Annotated in this window: 16 protein-coding genes and 1 pseudogene; 1 reads left to right on the top strand and 16 read right to left on the bottom strand. The window is 68.1% G+C overall.

Translation table 11 applies throughout. From position 1 onward, the window contains the following. Nucleotides 1-114 precede the first annotated feature (114 nt). Nucleotides 115-1,449 carry a PLP-dependent aminotransferase family protein gene (locus tag SSKA14_RS13845; protein ID WP_008267395.1) on the bottom strand — a complete coding sequence of 445 codons (1,335 nt, stop codon included), beginning with the start codon at nt 1,447-1,449 and terminating at the stop codon, nt 115-117. Between the two features lie 109 nt (nt 1,450-1,558). Between SSKA14_RS13845 and SSKA14_RS13840 the strand changes: the two genes are divergently transcribed. Next, nucleotides 1,559-2,569, top strand: coding sequence for a hypothetical protein (locus SSKA14_RS13840; protein ID WP_040007808.1), 1,011 nt, complete (start codon nt 1,559-1,561; stop codon nt 2,567-2,569). 55 nt (nt 2,570-2,624) lie between these two features. Here the strand turns inward: SSKA14_RS13840 and SSKA14_RS13835 are convergent, their stop codons facing one another. The 15 genes and pseudogenes from SSKA14_RS13835 to cheY all read right to left on the bottom strand — a co-directional run bounded on the left by SSKA14_RS13835 (nt 2,625) and on the right by cheY (nt 19,387). After that, nucleotides 2,625-5,000, bottom strand: coding sequence for a methyl-accepting chemotaxis protein (locus SSKA14_RS13835; protein WP_008268031.1), 2,376 nt, complete (start codon nt 4,998-5,000; stop codon nt 2,625-2,627). 101 nt (nt 5,001-5,101) lie between these two features. Then, nucleotides 5,102-5,485, bottom strand: a complete 384-nt coding sequence (locus tag SSKA14_RS13830; RefSeq protein ID WP_006442858.1) for a hypothetical protein — start codon at nt 5,483-5,485, stop codon at nt 5,102-5,104. Nucleotides 5,486-5,621: 136 nt separating this feature from the next. Beyond that, the gene (locus SSKA14_RS13825; protein ID WP_006442860.1) at nt 5,622-6,113 is read right to left on the bottom strand and encodes a chemotaxis protein CheW; all 492 of its coding nucleotides are present in this window, start codon (nt 6,111-6,113) and stop codon (nt 5,622-5,624) included. Between the two features lie 182 nt (nt 6,114-6,295). Then, a complete protein-coding gene (locus SSKA14_RS13820; protein ID WP_006442864.1) occupies nt 6,296-7,069 on the bottom strand; it encodes a flagellar brake protein in 774 nt (257 codons plus the stop codon). Nucleotides 7,070-7,272: 203 nt separating this feature from the next. Beyond that, nucleotides 7,273-9,522, bottom strand: coding sequence for a methyl-accepting chemotaxis protein (locus tag SSKA14_RS13815; RefSeq protein ID WP_008264588.1), 2,250 nt, complete (start codon nt 9,520-9,522; stop codon nt 7,273-7,275). Between the two features lie 382 nt (nt 9,523-9,904). Further along, nucleotides 9,905-11,896, bottom strand: coding sequence for a chemotaxis protein CheA (locus SSKA14_RS13810; RefSeq protein WP_008266824.1), 1,992 nt, complete (start codon nt 11,894-11,896; stop codon nt 9,905-9,907). Between the two features lie 45 nt (nt 11,897-11,941). Continuing rightward, a complete protein-coding gene (locus SSKA14_RS13805; RefSeq protein WP_005409521.1) occupies nt 11,942-12,307 on the bottom strand; it encodes a response regulator in 366 nt (121 codons plus the stop codon). Further along, nucleotides 12,304-12,612 carry an STAS domain-containing protein gene (locus SSKA14_RS13800; RefSeq protein ID WP_040007804.1) on the bottom strand — a complete coding sequence of 103 codons (309 nt, stop codon included), beginning with the start codon at nt 12,610-12,612 and terminating at the stop codon, nt 12,304-12,306. The genes SSKA14_RS13805 and SSKA14_RS13800 overlap by 4 nt, the downstream gene beginning before the upstream one ends. An 81-nt stretch (nt 12,613-12,693) precedes the next feature. After that, the gene (locus tag SSKA14_RS13795; protein WP_008265588.1) at nt 12,694-13,917 is read right to left on the bottom strand and encodes a chemotaxis protein CheW; all 1,224 of its coding nucleotides are present in this window, start codon (nt 13,915-13,917) and stop codon (nt 12,694-12,696) included. Beyond that, complete coding sequence (locus tag SSKA14_RS13790) at nt 13,914-14,696, bottom strand: ParA family protein (RefSeq protein ID WP_008267261.1); 783 nt, start codon at nt 14,694-14,696, stop codon at nt 13,914-13,916. The genes SSKA14_RS13795 and SSKA14_RS13790 overlap by 4 nt, the downstream gene beginning before the upstream one ends. 154 nt (nt 14,697-14,850) lie before the next feature. Further along, nucleotides 14,851-15,717 (bottom strand): annotated as a pseudogene (gene motD, locus SSKA14_RS13785) (flagellar motor protein MotD); the annotation flags it as partial. A 1-nt stretch (nt 15,718) separates the two neighbouring features. Further along, a complete protein-coding gene (locus tag SSKA14_RS13780; protein WP_006442919.1) occupies nt 15,719-16,459 on the bottom strand; it encodes a flagellar motor protein in 741 nt (246 codons plus the stop codon). Nucleotides 16,460-16,560: 101 nt separating this feature from the next. Continuing rightward, entirely contained in the window at nt 16,561-18,387 is a 1,827-nt protein-coding gene (locus SSKA14_RS13775) for a chemotaxis protein CheA (RefSeq protein WP_008266869.1), read from the bottom strand. Between the two features lie 2 nt (nt 18,388-18,389). After that, nucleotides 18,390-18,995, bottom strand: a complete 606-nt coding sequence (locus SSKA14_RS13770; protein WP_006442968.1) for a protein phosphatase CheZ — start codon at nt 18,993-18,995, stop codon at nt 18,390-18,392. Then, nucleotides 18,995-19,387, bottom strand: a complete 393-nt coding sequence (cheY, locus tag SSKA14_RS13765; protein ID WP_006365466.1) for a chemotaxis response regulator CheY — start codon at nt 19,385-19,387, stop codon at nt 18,995-18,997. The genes SSKA14_RS13770 and cheY overlap by 1 nt, the downstream gene beginning before the upstream one ends. Between the last annotated feature and the right edge of the window lie 11 nt (nt 19,388-19,398).

Here is a 19,398-nt window from a genome sequence, read left to right as displayed (position 1 = left end):
GTCGAAACGGGCGGGCGGCGCCGAGCCGGTCACGGCGGGACAAGCGGTGACAACCCCGTTATCGGCCGCGCGGGCCCAGGGTTGAGCCGCGCGCGGAAAGCAGGCCGCGGCCGTTCAGCCAGCCAGCTGGTCCAGGCGTATGCGTACCTGCGCCAGGGCGCGTTCCAGGGTGGACGGATCGACCGTTCCCAGCGCGATGCGCAGCGCGTTGGGAACGTGGGTTCCGACCGCGAACGGCGCGGCGGTCGAAAGCACGATGCCCTGCTCATGCAGGTCCTGGCAGATCGCCTCGGCGCGGTCGCGCCCTTCCAGTGGCAGCCACAGCAGGTAGGAACCTGGGTGGCCGACCAGCGCCACACCTTCCAGCAGGCGCCGTGCCAGTGCCTGCCGGTGCCGGGCGTCGGCGCGGCGGTGGCGTTCCATGCGGTCAACGGTTCCATCCATCAGCCAGCGGCGCACCAGCGCCGTCACCAGTGCCGGCGAGTTGACCGTGGTGGCGCGGATGGCGCGCTCGATCGCACCCATCATCGCCGGCGGCGCACTGATGTAGCCGAAACGCAGGCCGGTGGCGAGGTTCTTGGACAGGCCGCCGATGTACACGGTGCGTTCCGGTGCCAGCGCCGCCACGGGTACCACGGCGGGCGCGGCCAGATAGGCATAGGCTGCGTCTTCAAGCACCAGCAGCCCATGCTGGCGGGCGATCGCGGCCAGCTCCTGGCGCTGTTGCAGCGTCAGGACGAAGCCCAGCGGGTTGTGCATGGTCGGCATGCAGTACACGGCCTTGACCCGGCGCTGGCTGCACAGCGTACGCAGTGCCTGCAGGTCGGTGCCCTCCGGGCCGACCGGCACCGGGATCATCTCCATCCGCAGCATCGCCGCGATCTGCCTGAATCCAGGATAGGTCAACGCATCCACGGCGATGGCATCGCCCGGGCACAGTGCGCCCAGCAGGGCGACGGTCAATCCGTGCTGGGCGCCCTGGACCAGGGCCACGCGTCCGGCATCGGTAGGTACCCCGCGCTGCACCAGGTAGTCGGCCACGAGCTGGCGCTCCTGGGGCCGACCCAGGGGCGGCTGGTACAGAAGCAGCGCTTCCAGGTCGCCCTGCTGCGAGAGGTGGCGCAGGGCCCGGCGAAGCTGCGTGTCCTGGCCGAACGCGGTGGGCATGTTGGCGTTGAGATCGATGCCGCTGCCGAGACCGGCCAGCCTGTCGCAGGCCATGCCCTGTGCGCCGAACGCCTCGCGCACATAGGTGCCGCGACCGATCTCACCGATGACCAGGCCCATCCGGGCCAGCTCGGCATAGACGCGGCTGGCGGTCGCAAGCGCCAGATCATGGCGGCGGGCGAGCTCGCGGTGGGTGGGCAGGCGGGTTCCAGGGCGCAGGTTCCCGCTCTGGATGTCCGATACGAGGCCATCGACTACCTGCTTGAACCGTGAGCGTGCCATCCGTGCGCCGAGTGTATCTAGGACAATTTGTTGATTGTACTGATGCCATTCCTAGACTTCGATCGCACCGCCGGACGGGCGGAAAGGAATGGAGCACATCTGTACGGCGATGGAAGGTCACATCGAATTATTGAACTATGCAGCGCATGCACTGGAAGAAATGAACGTGCTGATTCCCCGGATCAAGGGCAGCATGCCGGGCATCCGCCAGGCCCATGAAGCCATCGCCAGCTACCTGCACCGCAGCGTGAAGTTTCTGCTGCCCAATTGCGCGGAGATGATCGATCTGCGTGAACTGCGCCAGGTGCACGTGGACATGGCGCGCCCGCCGTTCGAGGTGATGGCGCTGGAAGCGTCGTGGATCCTGCCTGACGGGTTGCCGGGCCACAAAGGGGCGGGCCATGCGGCGCCTCGACGCATCGCGCTGTGCCTGAACATGAACCGCGAAGTCGCCGCGGCCTTTCCGGCCACGGAGTGCTTCCTGGATGAACCGGCCGGTGGCGTGGTGGTGATCCCGATCTACTGGCAGGCCGATGCGGCCGCGTGGAAAGTGCCACTGGGAGGTGTGTTCCTGCCGCACCAGAATCCGTTGAGCCTGTACCGGCCAGAAGAGGCCAGCCTGCCCACGCGCCTGGTCAATGCCCCGGTGGAAGCGATGGCGTCCGGGAAACCCTTGCAGCAGTTCCGGGTTGCGCCGTTCGCGCTGCTGCCGGAATGGCACGCCTGGGCGGTGGAGCAGCAGGGCAGTGCGGCGGTGAAGGCGCAGATCGTGCAGGACTGTCGCGACGAGGTCGCCATGCTGTTGCAGACCTGCTGCGTGCTCAACTGCGCCAATGTCGCGTCGGTGGAGCGGCCGGCATCGGTGGCGCTGAACAAGCGGCGGATGCGCAGAGGCAAGCAGCCGTTCTTCAGCTACCGGGTGTTCGAGGTGGATGGCGCCACGGCCGCGTCAGACGGCACGGGGCCAGGCGGGGGTACGGCAGGGCCACGCACCCACGTGCGCCGGGGTCACATCCGGCGATTGAAGGAAAAGCTGGTGTGGGTGCGCGCCGCAATCGTCAATGCGGGCAGCCCCGATGGCCTGCTGCACAAGAGTTACAGGCTCCGCCAGCCGCAGTGACGGCTGCGACGGAAAAGGGAGGGCCGGTGCTGCGACCGGCCCTCCAGGCGTGGCATCAGAACTCCTGCCAGTCTCCGTCGGCCAGTTCGGTGGCCATCGGGCGACCTCCCGCCGTGCGGCGGGCCGGCGGTGCCACCGCAGCCGGAGCTGCTGGGGCGGCGGCGCGCGGTGCCGGGGGGGCGACGCGCGGGGCGGTCACGACCTCGGCTTCGTCGACCACGAAGATCGACACGGCTTCGCTGAGGTGGCCGGCCTGTTCTTCCATGGCGCGGGCGGCGGCGGTGGCTTCTTCCACCAGCGCAGCGTTCTGCTGGGTGGTCTCGTCCATCTGCACCACGGTCTGGTTGACCTGCTCGATGCCGGCCGACTGTTCCTGCGAGGCGGCGGAGATCTCGGCCATGATGTCGGTCACGCGCTGCACCGAGGCGACGATTTCGCCCATGGTGGCGCCGGCCTTGTGCACCAGCGCCGAGCCGTCGTTGACCTTGCCGACCGAATCGTCGATCAGGCCCTTGATTTCCTTGGCGGCAGCGGCCGAACGCTGGGCGAGGGTACGCACTTCGCTGGCGACCACGGCGAAGCCACGGCCCTGTTCACCGGCACGCGCCGCTTCCACTGCGGCGTTCAGCGCCAGGATGTTGGTCTGGAATGCGATGCCGTCGATCACGCTGATGATCTCGGCGATCTTCTTCGACGAGGCCTGGATGGCGGACATGGTGGTGACCACCTGGCCGACCACTTCGCCACCCTGCGAAGCGACGCCATGCGCGCCGATGGCGAGCTGGTTGGCCTGGCGGGCATGTTCGGCGTTCTGGCGCACGGTGGAAGTCAGTTCCTCCATCGAGGCGGCGGTTTCTTCCAGGTTGGCGGCCTGCTGTTCGGTGCGGCGCGACAGGTCGCTGTTGCCCGACGCGATTTCGCCGGCGGCCGAATTGATCGCGCGGCTGGACTGCTTGATGCGGGTGACGATCTCGCTCAGCTGTGCGGCGGTTGCGTTGGCATCGTCGCGCATGCGGGCGAACACGCCCTGGTAGTCGCCGTGCATGCGCACGGTCAGGTCACCCTGCGACAGCGCGGCGAGCAGGCCGGAGATCTGTTCGATGCTGCCCGCGTTGGCGTCGAGCAGGCCGTTGATCTGCTGGGCCAGCTGCAGGAAGAAGCCTTCCTTGTCGCTGGCATCGATGCGGCCGGACAGGTCGCCGGCGGCGGCCTGGGCGATCACACGGGCCACTTCGGCCTCGACCAGCGCTTCCTGGGTGCGGTCACGCCATTCCACCACGTAGCCGACGGTGTCGCCGCCTTCATTGCGGATGGTCGAGACCACCTGCGCGAACTGGGCATCGCCGTACTGCATCGGGCGACGGGCGACGCCGTGCGACTTCAGGTTGGCCAGCAGGGTCTGGTCCATCTCGCCACGGTGTTCCAGCACGGTGACTGGCTTGCCGATCAGCGAGGCCTGGGCGTCGAAGTCCGGCAGGTCACGGCGCACTTCATCCTGGTACTGGGTCAGGGTCTGCTGCAGCGCACGGTTGCTGTAGACGATGGTGTTGCTGGTGTCGGTCAGGAACACGCCGGTCGAGCTGTAGTCCAGCGCGGTGCGGATACGCAGGTTCTCGCGGGCCACGGCCTGGTCGGTTTCGATGCGTTCGCGCAGGTCGCGCTGCATGCGCTGCATGGCCTGCATCAGCTCGCCCACTTCGTCCTGGCGGCTGACGTCGATGTGGCCGTCGAGCTTGCCGCCGGCGACGTCGTTGGCCACCGAGACGGCACCACGCACGCTGCCGACCAGGGCACGGGCGAACAGCCAGACCAGCACCAGGCCGAGCGCGGCGCCGCCCAGCAGGGCGATCACGGTCAGCACGGCCGAGGCGGCGTAGGTGGATTCGGCCTCTTCGCGCGAGGCGCGGGCGAGGCGGTTGTCTTCGGCGATCAGTGCTTCCAGCGCCGAAGCGGCCTTGCGGTGCTTGGTGCGGGTCTCGCCGACGAAGGTATCGATGGCGTCGTCCGGCAGGTCCAGTTCCAGCATCTCGGTGACGCTGTCATAGGAGGCCAGGGCGTCCTTCCATTCCTTGGCGAAAGTGTCGAACAGCTTCTTCTGCTGCGCATTGTCGACCAGCGCCGGGTAGCCCTTGATCGACTTGTCCATGCTCTCGCGCAGCTCTACGGCCTGCTTGCGTGCGTCGGACTTGACGTCATCGCTGGCGCGGATCAGCTGCTGGTAGGCGGCATTGCGGTACTCGCCCAGCATGCCGCGCATCTCGCCGGCCATGCGGATGCTTTCCATGCGCGAACCGGCCAACTCGGTGGTGACGTTGTTCAGCGAATGCAGGCCGCGATAGGCGACGATGCCCTGCAGCAGCATCACCAGCAGGAGGACGCCGAAGGTCAGCAGCAGCTTCGGCATCAGTTTCAGGTTGTTGATCCACGGCATGGGCGTTGCGAGCTCCTAAGGCAGACGCGCCCGGGCATCGGGCCCGGTTGCAGCAGAAACCACGCCGGCACGAGCTCCGGCGTGGTTCGACGGACAGCGGATTACTTGATGTTGGCCAGCTTCAGGCCAGCCGGCGAGCTGACTTCGATTTCCGCACGCGAGGCGTCGCGCTGGATCTTGCCGATCACGCACACGGTCTTGCCTTCCAGGGTTTCCAGCGGGAAGGAGAACTTGCCGCGGTTCTCGCCGGCGATGCGGGCCGAGAAGGTGTGGCGCGGGAAGGCGCCGCCCATGTACAGGAAGGTCGGCTGGCCTTCGGAACCTTCTGCGTAGCGGGCCTTTTCGACCTTGCCACAGACCATGCCGTCCTTGCCGACCGAACGCGGTGCCAGTTCCGGCGGGATCATGTCGGCCGACTGGGCGAATGCCGAGGAGGCGGTGGTGGCCAGGACAGCGGCCGAGACGAACGCAAGCAGGGACTTCATCGAGGTGTATCTCCGGGGATGGTGATGGTCGTTCCGGTTCTGCGCGCTCCTGCGCGACCGGCTTCTGTCCCCCTATCGGCACCGCCAGGGGGAACTGAAGGGTTGTGTGACCAGAACGTGAAGCAGGTCCGCTGGATCAGGCGGCGGCGTCTTCGGCAACGGCGGCCTGGCCCATGTCGGCGCTGTCGAGCAGGGTCTCGATGTCCAGCAGGATCAGCATGCGGTCGTCGTGGGTGCCGATACCGGAGATGAAACGGGTGTCGACGGCGGCGCCGAACTCCGGGGTCGGGCGGATCTGTTCGGCCGACAGCGGGATCACGTCCGAGACGCTGTCAACGACGATGCCGACCACGCGGTCTTCCACGTTCAGCACGATCATCACCGTGAAGGCGTCGTAGCGGGCGTTGTCCAGGCGCAGCTTCAGGCGCAGGTCGATGACCGGCACGATGGTGCCGCGCAGGTTGATCACGCCCTTGATGTAGTCCGGGGCATCCGGCACCCGGGTCACCGCGTCATAGCCGCGGATTTCCTGGACCTTGAGAATGTCCACGCCGTAGTGCTCGGCACCGAGGGTGAAGCTGAGGAATTCGCCACCGGCGCTGGCGGCGGAGCTGGTCTTGTCGTTCATCGAGGGGTCCTGGTTCTGCCGGAAGTCCCGGTGTCAGGCTCGATATCGGCCCCTCGCTGGGGGACTTTAGCTGTGGCGCCCTGGGCATCCTACCGGGGAGCGGTAGTGCCGGCCGCTGGCCGGCAATGGCCGGACCCGCATTGTCGCGAGGTTGCCGGCCAGCGGCCGGCACTACCACGTGACTACATCTCGCCGTTGCGGCGGGCCTTGCGCTGGCGGTCGATGCGGAAGATGTAGCGCTGGATGGCGCTGTCGGCGCCACGCGGCAGGGTGTCGAAGCGCATGCCCACGCGCTTGACCTCGATGCCGTTGGGCTGGCGCTGCGGCAGCAGGTTGCAGACCACCAGTTCGATGTCCAGGTCCGGGCCATCCGGCAGTGACAGCTGCGCCGGATAACGCTTCTGCAGGCCGAACACCGCGCAGTCGTTGGGCACGACCACGGCCAGGCCGCCGCCACTGATATCCACCACCCGCATCGACAGCGCTTCGGCGCGGGCTTCGCCGGGCGGCAGCAGCAGTTGCGGCGAGTCGGTGACCGGGGTCTCCAGCCGGTACAGCTCGCGTCGCTGCAGGTGCACCAGCTCGTCCGGCAAGGGCGCACGGAACGCAACGTGGCCGTCGTTGTCCACGCGCTGCAGTTCATGCAGGCGGAACCGCACCAGCACCCGTTCAAGCTGGGCGAAGCACAGCAGGTGGTCGGCCTGCTCGGCGGCGCGGTTGGACGCTTCCTGCGGGCTGCCATCGAGCAGCAGGTAATCCTCGTCCTCGTCAAGATCAAGCAGCGCCGTCGGGAACGAGCGGTCGCGGCCGTCGATATGCGCATTGATCAGCGATCGCTGGTCGATCAGCGAGCGCAGCAACTGGCGCAGCTGGCGCGGGTTGCGGACCAGGAAACGTTCGTCAGCGGCATCGGCCGCGTGGACATCATGCACTGCAGTGTCGTTGCCGTCGGACATGGAATCTACGGTCAGGGGCGGGCGCCAGCACGCGTTGGCGCGAGGCTCGATGGGGATATCGGCCTCTGCATCGGATTATGAAGTGAGAATTGCATCACTTTCCACGCGCGAGGGGTCAGATCCCTTTCCCGGAGGAAAGGAACCTGACCCCGGCGTGCTGCGCAGGTAGACCCACGTCATGCGCGGATGCGTTGCGCGTGGGCTCAGAACTCCTGCCAGTCGCCGTCGGCGGCCAATGCCGGCAGTGCTGCCGAGCTGCGCAGCGTGCGTGTCGACGCCGGCTTGACTGCCGGTGCGGCGGCCGCGACCTGGCGCGGTACCGGTGCCGCGAGCGGGCGTGCCGGAACGGCGGTGGTCGCCGGCGATGCCAGCCGGAAGCGGGCCACGGCTTCACCCAGCTGTACAGCCTGGTCTTCCATGGCGCGGGCGGCGGCGGTGGCTTCTTCCACCAGCGCAGCGTTCTGCTGGGTGGTTTCGTCCATCTGCACCACGGTCTGGTTGACCTGCTCGATGCCGGCCGATTGTTCCTGCGAGGCGGCGGAGATCTCGGCCATGATGTCGGTCACGCGCTGCACCGAGGCGACGATCTCGCCCATGGTGCTGCCGGCCTGGTGCACCAGGCTGGAGCCTTCGGCGACCTTGCCGACCGAGTCGTCGATCAGGCCCTTGATTTCCTTGGCGGCGGCGGCCGAGCGCTGGGCGAGGGTGCGCACCTCGCTGGCGACCACGGCGAAGCCACGGCCCTGTTCACCGGCACGTGCCGCTTCCACCGCGGCGTTCAGCGCCAGGATGTTGGTCTGGAAGGCGATGCCGTCGATGACCGAGATGATCTCGGCGATCTTCTTCGACGAGGCTTCAATGGCCGACATGGTGGTGACGACCTGGCCGACCACCTCGCCACCCTGCGAGGCGACGCCCTGCGCGCCGATGGCCAGCTGGTTGGCCTGGCGGGCATGTTCGGCGTTCTGGCGCACGGTGGAGGTCAGTTCCTCCATCGAGGCGGCGGTTTCTTCCAGGTTGGCGGCCTGCTGTTCGGTACGGCGCGACAGGTCGCTGTTGCCCGAGGCGATTTCGCCGGCGGCCAGGGTGATGCTGGAGGCGCTGGCCTGGATCTGGCCGACGATCTGGGTCAGCTGCGCAACGGTGGTGTTGGCGTCGTCGCGCATGCGGGCGAACACGCCGTTGAAACGGCCGTCCATGCGTGCGGTCAGGTCGCCGGCGGCGATCGACTGCAGCAGCTGCGAAAGCTGGCCGAGGTTGCCGTCGGCCACCTGCATCATGGTGTTCAGGTGCTCGATCATCAGCTTGAAGTCGTGCTGGAAACGCTGGGCGTCGCCGCGCTGGCTGAAGTCACCGGCGGCGGCGGCCTCGGCCAGCTGCTGGATCTGCGTGTTGATCGCCAGCAGGCTGGCCTTCGCTGCGTCCATCGATTCGTGCAGGATCGCGCGGCTGCCGGGCAGGCGGCGCGCATCCGGGGCCAGATTGCCGCTGGCGTACTGGTTGAGTACGTCGATGGCATCGCGGATCGCGTCCAGGTGCTCGAAGATCACCGTGTTGATGCCGCCGGCCAGCTGCCCGTAGACACCCGGGAAGTCTTCCGGGATGCGGTGGCTGATGTCCGGGCCGGCATGCATCTGCGCCATCAGCTGGGTCTGCTCGCTGAAGCGGCGCAGCATGGCGGTCATCTCGGCGGTGGCGGCCAGCATCTTGCCGGCCTCATCCTTGCTCGTGGCCTGGGTGCTGACGCTGAGGTCGCCGCGGGCGACGGCCTGGATCGCGTGCACGGCCTTGCCGAGCGGGCCGGTGACGGCGCGAGAGATCACCGTGGCCAGCGCCGCCGCGACCAGCGACAGCAGCACGACGCAGCCGATGATGGCGATCATGCTGGTGCGGTGGGTGGCATTGGCGGCGGCGATCTTGCCGTCCATCAGGCCGGCGATGTGGGTGCCCAGCGCTTTCATTGCCGCGAACAGTTCACGACGCGCCGGGCGCGACTGCTCGTCGGAGATCTGCTGCGCGAGTGCGCCGTCACCGGCAGCCACGGCGTCACGCATCGCCTTGTTGGCGGCGAAGTACCGCTCCAGCTGCACGTTGGCGGCCTGGTACAGCTCGCGTTCCCTGGCCAGCGCTGGCAACGCCGCGTAGGCGGCCAGTTCTTCGTGCACGGTCCTGGCGGTGTCGTCCATGCGCTTGTTGTAGTCGGCCACCTTGTCGGGCTGGTCGAGCATGCTCAGCAGCGCCAGTTCGTAGGTGCGGAACTCGCCCAGTTGCGAGCGGGCCTCGCCCAGGTGCTGAACCGACGGAATATCGTTGCCGGCCATCTCGCCCAGCTGCGTGTTGGCCTCGCTCAGGCGCAACAGTGCGAAGGCGCCAAGGACCAGAGTCATCAACGTGGTGAGGGTGAACCCCACGGCCAGCTTGCGGGCGATGGGCAGATCTTGGAACCACTTCATGCAGGGTGCTCCAGGTGGGCAGGGTGCCGGCGCAGACGCGGCGGCTGGGGGTGGTTGCAGAGCGAACGGAGGTGCCCGGTGGGGTTCGGTGACGGCCGTCATTGCGGGATAACGGCGCGGCCCGCGCGGACTTTATGGATGCAGATCACATTCGGTTGCGTAGGGGTGCGGGCGCGAAAGTGCTGCCGTGACGGGGCTTTCGCTGCGTTGTCCAGGTTGCACGCGAAACCATCGCGCCGACGGAGTTCACGGAATGCGCCGCGCCGTGGGCTGGGCTCCGATCCCATTTCGCAGGAAAGGGATCGGAGCCCATCGCCGGGGCGCGCGCAAACAAAAACCGCCGCCCCGAAGGGCGGCGGTTCTGGACAACCTGCAATGGGAATCAGGCGGCCTGCGGCATCCGCAGCGAGCGCACCAGACCGCCGATGTCGACGATCAGGGCGACGCGGCCGTCGCCGAGGATGGTGGCACCGGATACCCCGCCGATGCGGCGGTAGTTGTTCTCGATGTTCTTCACCACCACCTGCTGCTGGCCGACCAGCTCGTCCACCTCCAGCGCGATCTTCTGGCCATCGCCTTCGACCACCACCACCAGCGATTCGCTGCCCGGCGCACGGTTGCCGTAGCCGTAGTACTCGCTGAGCGACAGGATCGGCAGGTACTCGCCACGCACCCGCAGCACGCGGCCTTCGCCGGCCATGCTGCGGATGTCCTCGGCCTGCGGCTGCAGGGCTTCCAGCACATAGGCCAGTGGCAGGATCAGGGTTTCACCGGCCACCGCCACGGTCATGCCATCAAGGATGGCCAGGGTCAGCGGCAGGCGGATCAGGGTGCGGGTACCGGCGCCGAGGCTGCTTTCAATCTGCACCTCGCCGCCCAGCGCCTGGATGTTGCGGCGGACCACGTCCATGCCGACGCCACGCCCGGACAGATCGGTTACCGCATCGGCGGTGGAGAAGCCGGGCTGGAAGATCAGGTCCCAGACCTGCGAATCGGTCGGGTTGTCCGGTACGGCCAGGCCACGCTCGTGCGCCTTGGACAGGATCTTGGCGCGGTCCAGGCCGCGACCATCGTCGCTGACTTCGATGACGATGTGGCCGCCCTGGTGCGAGGCGGCCAGGGTGATCGTGCCGGTTTCGTCCTTGCCCGCACCGCGGCGCACGTCGGGCATTTCCAGGCCGTGGTCGATCGAGTTGCGCACCAGGTGCACCAGCGGATCGGCGATCTTCTCGATCAGGCCCTTGTCCAGCTCGGTGCCTTCGCCGACGGTACGCAGGCGCACCTGCTTGCCGAGGCGGCTGGACAGATCGCGGACCAGGCGCGGGAAGCGGCGGAACACCGCGTCGACCGGCAGCATGCGCACGCCGATCACCGCTTCCTGCAGGTCGCGGGTGTTGCGTTCAAGCTGGTCCAGGCCTGCGAACAGGCTCTCGGCGTGGACCGGGTCCAGCGCATGCGAGACCTGCTTGAGCATGGCCTGGGTGATGACCAGTTCGCCGACCAGGTTGATCAGCGCATCGACCTTGTCGACGCTGACCCGGATCGAGGTCTCGGCTTCCTGGGGTGCGCCGCTGCTGGCCGCAGGCGCAGCGGGTGCGGCCGGGGTCGCAGGAGCCGGTGTGGAAGGGGCTGATGCGGCCGGTGCCTGGGTAGCCAGGCTCGGCGGCGCCGCCGGACGGATGTCCAGTTCGCAGTCGTCCAGCACCCAGGCGAAGGTGTCTTCGATCTTGCTGCGCGGCACCTTGCCGACCAGGCCCAGGTCCCACGCCAGGTGGGCCTCGAGCGGGTCGAGCTGGGCGAAGCCGGGCAGGCGCTCGATGCGCGCGGCGACCTGCAGCGACCCGAGGTGTTCCAGTTCGCGGATGATGCGCAGCGGATCGTTGCCGCTCATGAACAGCGACGGTGCCGGGGTGAAGCCGATCTGCCAGGCTTCCGGCGTGTCGTCCACCTTGGCGGCTGCGGCGGCCGGGGCACTCGGCGCGGCCTGGCCGGAGAGCACCGCTTCCAGGCATGCCTTCACCGCGGCGACGGCCGCGGGATCGGCGGCCTGGCCGTGTTCGGCTTCGCGCAACAGGGCGCGCAGCACGTCCACCGAGGACAGCATGGCGTCGACGGCGTGGCCTTCCAGTGCCCGCTTGCCGGCACGCAGCTCATCGAGCAGCGTTTCCAGCACGTGGGTCAGGCCGGCGATCGCATCGAAGCCGAAGGTGCCGGCGCCGCCCTTGATCGAGTGGGCGGCGCGGAACACCGAATTGATGATCTCCGCGTCCTGCTGCCCCGATTCCAGGGCCAGCAGGCCAGCCTCCATCGCGTCGAGGCCTTCGCGGCTCTCCTCGAAGAAGGTGGCGTGGAAGCGTTGCAGGTCCATGCTCATGGCAGTGGTGGTCCGGAAGCGAAGAAGGGGAGCGGTGCCGGGCGATCAGCCCAGCACTTTCTGCACGGTGGCGACCAGCTGTTCCGGATTGAACGGCTTGACCAGCCAGCCGGTGGCACCGGCGGCCTTGCCTTCGGACTTCTTGTCGGCGGCCGACTCGGTGGTCAGCATCAGCAGCGGGGTGAACTTGTAGTCCGGCAGCTGGCGCAGTTCGCGGATCAGCGCGATGCCGTCCATGTTCGGCATGTTGACGTCGGTGACCACCGCATTGAAGCGCTGGCCCTTGGCGCGACCGAGCGCGACCGCGCCGTCTTCAGCTTCTTCGACGGCAAAACCGGCCGAGGTGAGGGCGAAGGAAACCATCTGGCGCATCGACGCCGAATCGTCCACCACCAAGATACGTGCGCTCATGCAGCGTTCTCCACAGATTTCAGGTTGTCATGGGTTGCGTCCAGGCCCAGGGCCTGGGTGACGCCCAGCAGGCGCGCGGCGTCACGGAAGGTTGCGGTGCAACCGTGGAAGCCGGTGCCCAGGCCTGCCTCGCGGCGGGCCTGCACGAACGCACACAGCACCTGTATGGCAGCGGTGTGGATGCGGGCGACCTGGCTTGCATCCAGGGTCAGCTCGCCGGCCTGCGCCACCAGCGGGGCGAGGCGGTTCTTGAGCTCGGTGCTGCTCTCGATGCCGAGATCCTCACCCAGTTCGACAGTGCTCATCGTTGCTCCGGACAAACGGTTCCGTGATCCATAACGGCACCCCGGCGGGGTTCTTTAGAAGAATCGGCGCGATGCGCGGACTCAGCTCAACAGTTGGGTGGCGTCGAGCAGGATCATCGGGCGCTGGCTGACCCGGGCCACGCCGCGGAACAGATCGTTGGAGATCTGGCAGATGCGCGCGGTATCGGGTGGCTCGATCTGTGAGTCGGTGAGGTTGGCGACGTCTTCCACTGCCGACACGCGCAGGCCGATGGTCTCGCCGTCTTCCTCCAGCACCACGATGCGGGTCTGCGCGTCGTCCTCGGCGGCGGCGGCACCGAGGTGCAGGCCGAGGTCCATCACCGGCACCACCTGGCCGCGCAGGTTCATGATGCCGAGCATGGCCGGTGCGGTGCCGCGCAATGGCAGCAGCGGCACCGGCAGCACCACTTCCTGCACCTTCAGCAGCTCCAGCGCATAGGCCTGGGTGCCGCAGCGCAGGCGCAGCCAGCGCGAGGTGCGCTCGCCGGCGCGGCGGTTCTGCGGGTGCGGGCTGCTGGCCGGGTGCTGCGCCTGGGCCTGCAGCTCCTGCCAGCTGCCGGGGCGGCTGGCTGCGGGGGCGTCCACGGCGACCCGCGGTGGCGGTGCGGCTGCGGCGCGTGCGGTGGGTGCGGGGGCCGCCCGCGGTGCCGCCGGTGGTACCGGCGCCGCAACCACGGCCGGCGGCGGTGTGGTGACATCCTCGCCGCCCGCGGCGGCTTCGAATGCCGCCTGCAGGCCCGGGCTGTCGGTATGGGCGAGGCGATGGCTGTCAGCCGTATCGGTCTCGTAGATCACTTCGTCCGGCAGGTCGTCCCAGGTGGGTTCCGGGCCGGTGCTTGCGGTGGCCGGGGCCGCGGTCGTCTCATGCAGCACCTCGTCTGGCAGGTCATCCCAGGTCGGTTCGCCTTCGGCGGCGGCAGGTGTTGCGGCGGCCTCGAACGCGGCCTCCAGCGCGGCGTCGTCCGCGGCCGGGGTAGCGGCCACGGTTTCGGTCTCGTAGATCACCTCGGCCGGCAGGTCGTCCCAGGTTGGCTCGCGCTCGATCGTTGCGGCCGCCTCGAAGGCGGCTTCCAGCGCGGCCTCGTCCGCGGCCGCGGCCACGGTGTCGGTCTCGTAGATCACTTCGGCCGGCAGGTCGTCCCAGGTCGGCTCGCGCTCGGCGGCCGCTTCGCTCGCCGCGTTCGACCGGGTGCTGGCGGGCGCCGGCGCAGCGGGTGGCGCGGCGACAATCGCTTCGCCCAGCAGTTCGTCCAGGTAGTCGTCGAGTACGCCGGTGCTGTTCATGCGGCCTGCTCCAGGGCGCGAGCGTCCTCGCCGAGAATCCAGTTCAACGCACGGCGGTAGGCCGCCAGGCCGCGGCCCGGGTAGTCCTCGCCGATGCTGGGCAGGGTAAGGCCGGCGGCATTGCTGATGCGGGTGTCGATCGGAATCGCGTCTTCCCATACGCGCGCACCATGACGGTCCTGCATGGTGCGCAGCGACTCGTTGCCGGCGCGGGTACGGCGGTCGAACAGGGTGGGCAGGATCGAGATCGGCAGCGGGCGGCGGCGCGAGCGCTCGACCATCTCCCCGGTGCGGACCATGCCATCCAGGCCGTGCAGGGCCAGCGGTTCGGCCTGGGTCGGGATGATCAGGCGATCGGCAGCCGCCAGCGCATTGATCATCAGCAGGCCGAGGGTCGGCGCGCAGTCCAGCAGGATGTAGTCGTGCTGGCCCTGGTGGCGCGCCAGTGCATTCTGCAGGGCGAGGCCGAGGCCGGGCTGGTTGGCGCTGCGACGCTCCAGCGTGGCCAGTGCCGACTGCGCGCAGACGTAGTCCAGACCGTGGATGTTGCTGGCATGGCACAGGCTGGACAGGTCGGCCGGTGGGGCGCCGAACAGTTCCAGCACGCCGGCCGGCGGCGGATCCACCGGCACGCCGAAGGCGCGGCTGAGCGAGGCATGCGGATCGAGGTCGATCAGCAGCACGCGGTGGCCGAGCGCGGCCAGGCCGCGGCCGAGGGCGAGGGTGGTGGTGGTCTTGCCGACTCCGCCCTTCTGGTTGGCGACTGCCCAGATGCGCATCGGTTTACTCCTTCATTGCCGGGGGAACGGCGGCGCCGACGCGGCTGCCAGCCGGCACCGGCGGCAACTTCACCGGTGCGATGGGGGAGGTGGGAGTGGTAGCCGGAGTTGCGGCGGCTTGTTCGGTTGTGCTGGTGTCGACGGCGCCGGTGGCAGCGTTCAGGCGCTGCCCGAGCGGATCGACCGAGTGCGAGGTGTCGGCCAGGATGATGACCATCACCCGGCGGTTGCGGTTGCGGCCCTGCGCGCTGTCGTTCTCTTCGCGTGGGCGGAACTGGCCGTAGCCGACCATCGCCAGCCGTGACGGCTGCACGCCCTGGTCGGCGAACAGGTGCACCACGCTGGCCGCGCGCCCGGCCGACAGTTCCCAGTTGGACGGGAAGGTGGCGGTGGCGATCGGCACGTTGTCGGTGTGGCCTTCCACGCGCACGCTGTTGGGCACATCGCGCAGCACGTCGGCCAGGCTGGCCAGGGTCTGGCGTGCGTGCACGTCCAGTGCGGCCGAGCCGGTGGGGAACAGGATGTCACTGTTGATCTCGACCTCGATCCACAGTTCGGTGCGGCGCACGCTGATCATGCCGCGGTCGATCAGTGGCGCCAGCGCGGCGGTCAGGCGGTCGGCGATGCTGTTGAGCTGGCGCTCGGCGCGCGCGATCTGTTCCTGGTTGTGCACCGATACCGGCATGCGCATCTGCGAGGCCATCGACGGCAGCAGCGTCGGGTCATGCGATGGCGCCGGTGCGGACGGGCCGATCTTGGTGCCGGACTTGATCACCGAGGGACTGTCCCAGCCGCCGCCCTGCACCTGCTTGTTGCCGACCTGCACCGGATTGATGGTGCGCGGCGCACCACCGAAGGCATCGGTGAGCGCGTCGGCCATGATCCGGTACTTGCCCTCGTTGACCGAGGAAATGGCATACATGACCACGAAGAAGGCGAGCAGCAGCGTCATCAGGTCGGCATAGGGGATCGCCCATGCTTCATGGTTGGCGTGCTCTTCGTGGTGCTTGCGGCGGGCCATGTCAGTGCAGGAAGCCGGAGAGGTTGGTTTCGATGTTGCGCGGGTTCTCGCCCTGCGCGATCGAGATCAGGCCTTCAATGACCATTTCGCGGTCGCGGGTATTGTGCGAGATCACACTCTTGAGCTTGGCGGCGATCGGCAGGAACAGCAGGTTGGCCGAGGCGATGCCGTAGATGGTGGCGGTGAACGCGGCGGCGATGCCGTGGCCGAGCTTGCTCGGATCGGCCAGGTTCTTCATCACCGCGATCAGGCCCAGCACGGCGCCGATGATGCCGAGCGTCGGCGCATAGATGCCCATCGCCTCGAAGACCTTGGCGCCGGCCTGGTCCTGGTGTTCCTGGCTGCCCAGTTCGATTTCCAGCATGTGCCGCATCGACTCCGGTTCAACGCCATCGACCAGCAACTGCAGGCCCTTGCGCAGGAACGGGTCCTGCTGTGCTTCCACCTGCGATTCCAGGCCCAGCAGGCCCTGGCGGCGGGCGATGTTGCTCCACTCGACGATCTGCTGGATCAACTCGCGGCGGTCGCTGTGCGGCGGGCGCACGACCCAGCGCACGATCTTGAACGCGTGCTTGAACACTGCCGGCGAGGTGTGCAGCAGGATCGCGGCGATGGTGCCGACGATGACGATCACGAACGCCGCAGGCGACCACAACGACGCCAGGCCGGCGCCCTTGAGGATGCTGCCACCGACCAGCGAGGCCAGGGCGAGAAAGAGTCCAATGAGGCTGAGTCTATCCATGGTTCCGGTATCGGCGTGTATGAATGGGACTTGAGACACCGGGAGATCGCGTACAGACGGTAGTCACAGTTTTCGGGCCGCCGGGCAGGGCCCGGCGGGGTTCATCGCAGGCCATCCACATCCAGGATCAGCGCCATGCGACCATCGCCGATCAAGGTTGCACCGGCATAACCACGCAGGCCGCGCAGGGTTTTGGGCAGCGGCTTGATCACCACCTCCTCGCGCCCGCGCACCTGGTCCACGACCAGGCCGAAGCGGGCCTCGCCAGCCTGCAGCACCACGATGGTCAGCAGGGTCGAGGCGGCCGGCGTCACATCCAGCCACTGGCGCAGATCGACCAGCGGCAGGGTATGCGAGCGCCGGTCGAGCACGGCACGGCCATCGAACCAGCCCAGCGAGGTGCGCGGCGCATGCAGCACTTCCATCACGCGCGCCAGCGGCAGCGCATAGACATCCTCGCCGGCCTGCACCAGCAGGGTCGGCAGGATCGCCAGGGTCAGCGGCACGCGGATCAGGAAGCGGCTGCCACGGCCCAGTTCCGACTGGATCTGGATCTGGCCGCTCAGTTCGCGGATGCGCGACTGCACCACGTCCATGCCGACGCCACGGCCGGAGATATCGGTGACCTGTTGCTTGGTCGAGAAGCCGGGCAGGAACACCAGGTGCAGGCATTCCTCACTGCTCAGGCGGGCCGCGGCTTCCGGGTCGATCAGGCCCTTCTCGCGTGCCTTCGCACGCAGCTTTTCCGGGTCGATGCCGGCGCCATCGTCCTGCACCTCGATGCTGACATAGTCGCCTTCCTGCTGGGCCGACAGCCGCACATGGCCCATCCGCGGCTTGCCCTGCGCTTCGCGCAGGTCGGGCATTTCCACGCCATGGTCGATGGCGTTGCGGACAAGGTGCACCAGCGGGTCGGCCAGGGCCTCGACCAGGTTGCGGTCGAGCTCGGTCTCGGCGCCGATCAGTTCCAGGTCCACTTCCTTCTTCAGCGAGCGGGCGACGTCGCGGGCAACCTTTGGGAAGCGCGAGAACACCTTGCCGACCGGCTGCATGCGGGTGCGCATCACCGCCGACTGCAGGCGCGCGGTGGCGATGTCCAGGGTGGAGACCGCGCGGTCGAGCTCTTCGTCGCGCAGGCGTGCGCGCAGGGTCTTGAGCCGATTGCGTGACAGCACCAGCTCGCCGATCAGGTTGACGATCGCGTCCAGGCGCTTGGTATCCACGCGCACGGTGTGCTCGGCCTCGGCCAGCGGCTTGGCGGCCGGCTTCGCGGGCGGGGTGGGCGCCGCCGGGCGGGGTGCCGGCGGCGGAGCAACCGCCGCGGCGGCGACCGCTTTGCTGCCGGGGGCCGCACCACCGTGCAGCTGGTCGAGCAGGGCTTCGAATTCGTCTTCGCTGATCAGGCCGTCGTCCGCCTTCTGCGCTGGCGCAACCGCAGTGGGCGCGTTGCCGCCGTGCAGCTGGTCGAGCAGGGCCTCGAATTCGTCTTCGGTGATCAGGTCGCCGCCAGCGGCAGCGGGTGCCGAGGCGGTGGGGGCCACGGTTCCGCCACCGTGCATGTCGAATTGTGCGATCAGCTCCGGCGGGGCGTAGCCCGGTTCGGTGCCGGAAGACACTGCATCGAGCATCGACTGCAGGTAATCCAGCGATTGCTGGGCCGCGTCGAAGTGATGGGCCTGCAACACGGCCTGGCCAGCGCGCGCGATGCCGAGGGCTTCTTCGGCAGCGTGGCACAGCTCGACCATGGCGGTGACGCCGAGGAAGCCGGCGCCGCCCTTGAGCGTGTGGTAGCCGCGGAACACCGCATTGAGCTGCTCGCTGTCCTGCGGTGCCTGCTCCAGCGACACCAGCTGTTCGCCCAGCCGATCCAGGATTTCCTGGGCCTCGATGATGAAATCGGCAGTGATGTCGTCGGATACCGCGCTCATGCTTACAGCCCCAGATCCGACAACAGGTCGTCGGCGTCGTTCTGCGAAACCGCGTGGCGGTCCAGTCCCTTCAGTGCCGGCCCGGCCAGTTCCGGGTCGGTGCGATGCTGTTCCGGCGGCAGGCCGAGCGCGCCGAAGCCTTCATGCACGCGGCGGACGATGCCGACCACGCGACGGATGATCTGCCCGGTCAGGTCCTGGTAGCTCTGGGTCAGGGCGATCTCGGTGAGGTTGTGGCGGATGCGCTCAAGCTGCGCGTCCTGGCCCGGCTGCAGGCCTTCGGCGCGCAGTTGCTCGGTCAGGCTGCGGCATTCCTCGGCCAGGTCGAGGGTGCGGTGCGTGGCCTGTTCGGTCATCGCCACCACGTGGTCCAGGCGCGCGCAGGCGTCATCCAGCTCGCCGGCTTCGCTGGGTACGGTCGGCAGTTCACCCAGCGCCTGCCCCAGTTCGCGGGCCAGCCGCGAAAGGCCGCTCATCATCGGCTGCGTGCGCAGCGCGACCAGTCCGTCGATGCGCTGCCGCCAGGCGGCCTCGTCACCCGACTCCAGTGCGTCCAGGGCTTCCTGCAGGCGCAGGGCGAGGGCGTTCTTGTCGACCGTGGTGTCCATCAGGCGCTGGCCGCCAGGCGTTCGAAGATCTTGCCCAGCTTTTCTTCCAGGGTCTGCGCGGTGAACGGCTTGATGATGTAGCCGTTCACGCCGCTCTGGGCGGCTTCGATGATCTGCTCGCGCTTGGCTTCGGCGGTGACCATCAGCACCGGCAGGGTCTTCAGCTTGGCATCGGCACGGATCGCCTTGAGCAGCTCGATGCCGGTCATCACCGGCATGTTCCAGTCGGTGACCACGAAATCGAACGGCTGGCTCTGCAGCAGCGACAGCGCAGCATGCCCGTCCTCGGCTTCGGCGGTATTGGTGAAGCCCAGATCGCCCAGCAGGTTCTTGACGATTCGACGCATGGTCGAAAAGTCGTCGACGATCAGGATGCGCATGTTCTTGTTCAAAGCAGAGTTCC

It is taken from the genome of Stenotrophomonas sp. SKA14, from assembly GCF_000158575.1.
Classification (GTDB): Bacteria; Pseudomonadota; Gammaproteobacteria; order Xanthomonadales; family Xanthomonadaceae; genus Stenotrophomonas; species Stenotrophomonas forensis.
This window is presented reverse-complemented; position numbering and strand designations above follow the sequence as displayed.

Bases quoted from the DNA above. Each gene is read 5' to 3' on its own strand.
- SSKA14_RS13845 (WP_008267395.1), bottom strand. From the start codon at position 1,449: ATGGCACGCTCACGGTTCAAGCAGGTAGTCGATGGCCTCGTATCGGAC.
- SSKA14_RS13840 (WP_040007808.1), top strand. From the start codon at position 1,559: ATGGAAGGTCACATCGAATTATTGAACTATGCAGCGCATGCACTGGAA.
- SSKA14_RS13835 (WP_008268031.1), bottom strand. From the start codon at position 5,000: ATGCCGTGGATCAACAACCTGAAACTGATGCCGAAGCTGCTGCTGACC.
- SSKA14_RS13830 (WP_006442858.1), bottom strand. From the start codon at position 5,485: ATGAAGTCCCTGCTTGCGTTCGTCTCGGCCGCTGTCCTGGCCACCACC.
- SSKA14_RS13825 (WP_006442860.1), bottom strand. From the start codon at position 6,113: ATGAACGACAAGACCAGCTCCGCCGCCAGCGCCGGTGGCGAATTCCTC.
- SSKA14_RS13820 (WP_006442864.1), bottom strand. From the start codon at position 7,069: ATGTCCGACGGCAACGACACTGCAGTGCATGATGTCCACGCGGCCGAT.
- SSKA14_RS13815 (WP_008264588.1), bottom strand. From the start codon at position 9,522: ATGAAGTGGTTCCAAGATCTGCCCATCGCCCGCAAGCTGGCCGTGGGG.
- SSKA14_RS13810 (WP_008266824.1), bottom strand. From the start codon at position 11,896: ATGAGCATGGACCTGCAACGCTTCCACGCCACCTTCTTCGAGGAGAGC.
- SSKA14_RS13805 (WP_005409521.1), bottom strand. From the start codon at position 12,307: ATGAGCGCACGTATCTTGGTGGTGGACGATTCGGCGTCGATGCGCCAG.
- SSKA14_RS13800 (WP_040007804.1), bottom strand. From the start codon at position 12,612: ATGAGCACTGTCGAACTGGGTGAGGATCTCGGCATCGAGAGCAGCACC.
- SSKA14_RS13795 (WP_008265588.1), bottom strand. From the start codon at position 13,917: ATGAACAGCACCGGCGTACTCGACGACTACCTGGACGAACTGCTGGGC.
- SSKA14_RS13790 (WP_008267261.1), bottom strand. From the start codon at position 14,696: ATGCGCATCTGGGCAGTCGCCAACCAGAAGGGCGGAGTCGGCAAGACC.
- SSKA14_RS13780 (WP_006442919.1), bottom strand. From the start codon at position 16,459: ATGGATAGACTCAGCCTCATTGGACTCTTTCTCGCCCTGGCCTCGCTG.
- SSKA14_RS13775 (WP_008266869.1), bottom strand. From the start codon at position 18,387: ATGAGCGCGGTATCCGACGACATCACTGCCGATTTCATCATCGAGGCC.
- SSKA14_RS13770 (WP_006442968.1), bottom strand. From the start codon at position 18,995: ATGGACACCACGGTCGACAAGAACGCCCTCGCCCTGCGCCTGCAGGAA.